Genomic DNA, 2,752 nt, shown 5'->3' on the forward strand with positions numbered 1-2,752 from the left:
GCAGGGGCGCAAAATTTCGTTGCATGAATTGGGAATCAGGATTACACGCGTCGGCGGGACACCTCTCCCCAACGAGGGCCAGTGTCCATCATTGTTTTACCCTTTTATTTCCACTACTTACGGTAACAATCTTTTCGCCGTGTGTCATAGTTGTGTCAAAAATTGAATTTGTTACGGTCTTGTCTTCGAGTGCATGGGCGTATGTCCGCAACACGACCGCAGGGTCTTTCCAGCCTCCGCATTCCGCAACAGTTTTAACATCATACCCCGCCTGCAACATCGTGGTAGCAAAGCCATGGCGACAGCAATGCGGGGTTAGGTAGTCAATTTCCGCACGCTCTATCACGTTGCCCCAAACCTTGTTTGTCGATGATTGTTCGGAGTACTTGAAAACGTGATCTTCTGAATTTCTATTACTAGGGATGTTCGCCAGCGCAGAAACGACACGAGGCGGCATGTGCGCAGTACGGCTCCAAGGGGTTGGCTTATTGCCACTCAACTTGGCTTTGCCAGTTTGTAAATCAACATCAGCCCAAGTCATGCGTACGGCTTCACCAACCCGTGCTGCCGTGCCAAACATAAACATGCAAAGAGCAGCAAGGTGAGGCAAACCATCCTCTGTGGCCTGCGTTGAAAAAGCATTCACCCATTCAAGCGTAGCTGGAGTTTTCGTGGCAGGATCATGCGGAAACCGCTTTACCTTTATCGAGCTGCACCAACCTAATTCAGACGCATAGTTTATGATCGCTTGCGTTGGGACAATAACCTGCCTGTTCCATGTCGCAGGCTTTGCAGACGGATATAGCTTCTTTGCAGAAAGACGCACGGCCTCACCCGTTATGTTTCGAATGACGGTGTCTTTCCAATAATCTTCAACCTTTTCGAGAAAACGCGTTGCTCGGCCTGATTCTCTATATGCGATTGCTGCCTGCGCCATTGTTACGTGCGCCCCTGGTCCATCGATATGACTTCGCCATGCTTCGGCTTCCGCATCCGCCGCGATCCTTTGCGCACGTTTTTTGACGTCTGTTCCCGTAGAACCGCGTAATCGCCTGCCGGCAACCGTGCCCCGGTAGTGCCAAATTTTCCCGCGTAAGTAGATTTCGTGGGGCATTTCGTCGCCTCCTTGAATTGCTCAACTTGCTCGGGATAAATCACCATTTGACGCCCGATCATGGCGTAGGTGCCAAGATCACGCAGCTTTTCTCGCATGGTCCGTTCAGACAAACCGTAGTGCTCCCCCAATTCCGCTGGCGTGATGTACTCTGGCAAAAGTTTCGGTAGGGTCATTCCTTCAGGCTCCTACCGCTTCTACATGTGCAAAAGCAACATTCGCGCGCTCGCACAACATTGAGCCCAGTGCCTCTTGATCCATCACAATTGCGGCGCCATGGTATTGCTTATCACTTGAGCTGTTTTCAAAGGCTTCAGCAATATCGGCAGTCCAAAGTTCCGTTCCATCAGCCCACCAAATAAAAAATCGCGCTGGATAAACCCGACCAAGCCCTTTTTTCAAAAACGAGGCCTTTTTTAGACGTTCGGCACGCACCTTCCAGTCAAGTTGCAAGTCATCCGCGGAGATTTTCATGCCACGCTTTTGTGCCTCCACAACTACTTTCTCGATCAAATCTTCATCGAAAGGCTCAACGGGCGGACCAGACAATGTGAACGTGCGATGATCCCCTTCATAGGCATCCACATCGTCAAAAATGCTCCACAAAATACCTTTTGCACAAATCGAAGCGATATCTTGACCCTCTTCGCCAGTAGCGCAGTGTGAGGGCCCCACGCCTTTGTCAGACAAAGTTTGAATTACAAACAAACGTGCAAGATCAAAAATATCAAACCGAGCATGTCCCTCTGTAGATTTCAAGTAACCATGTCGACGAAGGTTCCGCTGCTGAGAGACAGACATACCTGTAATATTCTCCGCTTGCGCTGGGGTGAACTGAGTAAATGTGATTTCAAGCATGTCATAACCTCCAATACCGGCAACATGTCACGCTTTATCTTTCGTGTCAACTGTCACGATTTCCTAAACTTGACTCAACTCAGTTGGCAGTGCGCTTTAAAAGGCCGCGACTTACTTCGCGCTCCAATATCTCGCAACCTTCCCCCAACACATCAGCAAGGGTTTCCGCTATACTTAGCGTCACACTGACTGCACAAGCATCAGGACTATTCGGTGACATTTTCGCGTTATCATTTTCCAATGCCAAACGTGCAGTTTTGATGAGCGCACTCACAGCAAAGACCAAATTGTCTGTCATTTCTTCGGGTTTTTTTGTTTGTAAGTCTTGAACAGTAATCATGACACCACCTTCAGCGCGTTTATGGAGTCCAGCGCCAAGGTCAGCCCGGTTGCTCGTGCTTGGGCCATTTCTATCATCGTCAGCATATCGCTAATGTCGTCGTCGTCAGACATAGCTTGCGCGGCACTTAACAGGCTCTCGACAATCAGTGACTCTCTTTGCATATCTTCGCGGGTTAATTTTTGACGAATTGGTGCATTCGCGCAGGCGCGTTGATTTGTCATTGTTTTAATCCTTGTTTATGGTAGTGTCCTATAATGGACATAACTCAATGTCCGATATAGGACAAGCTAAAAATATGACTACCCCTGAACAGCTACGCGCAGCTCGTGCGCTTCTTGGACTTTCACAGGATGATATTGCCAATAAAATTGGCTCATCATCCAAGACTGTTCGACGCGCTGAAAGCGGGCCAAAGCAGGTTTCTGAAAGCACAGTAA

At 48.9% G+C, this 2,752-nt stretch carries 6 protein-coding genes; 1 reads left to right on the forward strand and 5 read right to left on the reverse strand.

Features of this window, described 5'->3' with window-relative positions; translation table 11 throughout:
• Positions 1–88 precede the first annotated feature (88 nt).
• From ACSHWX_RS18115 to ACSHWX_RS18135, 5 genes are all read right to left on the reverse strand, one after another.
• Entirely contained in the window at positions 89–937 is an 849-nt protein-coding gene (locus tag ACSHWX_RS18115; protein WP_435669611.1) for a tyrosine-type recombinase/integrase, read from the reverse strand.
• Between the two features lie 2 nt (positions 938–939).
• Positions 940–1,290, reverse strand: a complete 351-nt coding sequence (locus ACSHWX_RS18120; RefSeq protein WP_435669612.1) for a hypothetical protein — start codon at positions 1,288–1,290, stop codon at positions 940–942.
• A 4-nt stretch (positions 1,291–1,294) separates the two neighbouring features.
• Positions 1,295–1,972 carry a hypothetical protein gene (locus ACSHWX_RS18125; RefSeq protein ID WP_435669613.1) on the reverse strand — a complete coding sequence of 226 codons (678 nt, stop codon included), beginning with the start codon at positions 1,970–1,972 and terminating at the stop codon, positions 1,295–1,297.
• Positions 1,973–2,051: 79 nt separating this feature from the next.
• Positions 2,052–2,312, reverse strand: a complete 261-nt coding sequence (locus ACSHWX_RS18130) for a hypothetical protein (RefSeq protein ID WP_435669614.1) — start codon at positions 2,310–2,312, stop codon at positions 2,052–2,054.
• Positions 2,309–2,536 carry a hypothetical protein gene (locus ACSHWX_RS18135; RefSeq protein WP_435669615.1) on the reverse strand — a complete coding sequence of 76 codons (228 nt, stop codon included), beginning with the start codon at positions 2,534–2,536 and terminating at the stop codon, positions 2,309–2,311. Before ACSHWX_RS18135 ends, ACSHWX_RS18130 begins: the two co-directional genes overlap by 4 nt.
• Positions 2,537–2,610: 74 nt before the next feature.
• Between ACSHWX_RS18135 and ACSHWX_RS18140 the strand changes: the two genes are divergently transcribed.
• A partial coding sequence (locus tag ACSHWX_RS18140) for a helix-turn-helix domain-containing protein (RefSeq protein ID WP_435669616.1) occupies positions 2,611–2,752 on the forward strand: 142 nt, incomplete at its 3' end.

Origin of the sequence: Maritalea sp. (assembly GCF_051251695.1) — a bacterium.
Taxonomy (GTDB): domain Bacteria; phylum Pseudomonadota; class Alphaproteobacteria; order Rhizobiales; family Devosiaceae; genus Maritalea.

Bases quoted from the DNA above. Each gene is read 5' to 3' on its own strand.
- ACSHWX_RS18115 (WP_435669611.1), bottom strand. From the start codon at position 937: ATGGCGCAGGCAGCAATCGCATATAGAGAATCAGGCCGAGCAACGCGT.
- ACSHWX_RS18120 (WP_435669612.1), bottom strand. From the start codon at position 1,290: ATGACCCTACCGAAACTTTTGCCAGAGTACATCACGCCAGCGGAATTG.
- ACSHWX_RS18125 (WP_435669613.1), bottom strand. From the start codon at position 1,972: ATGCTTGAAATCACATTTACTCAGTTCACCCCAGCGCAAGCGGAGAAT.
- ACSHWX_RS18130 (WP_435669614.1), bottom strand. From the start codon at position 2,312: ATGATTACTGTTCAAGACTTACAAACAAAAAAACCCGAAGAAATGACA.
- ACSHWX_RS18135 (WP_435669615.1), bottom strand. From the start codon at position 2,536: ATGACAAATCAACGCGCCTGCGCGAATGCACCAATTCGTCAAAAATTA.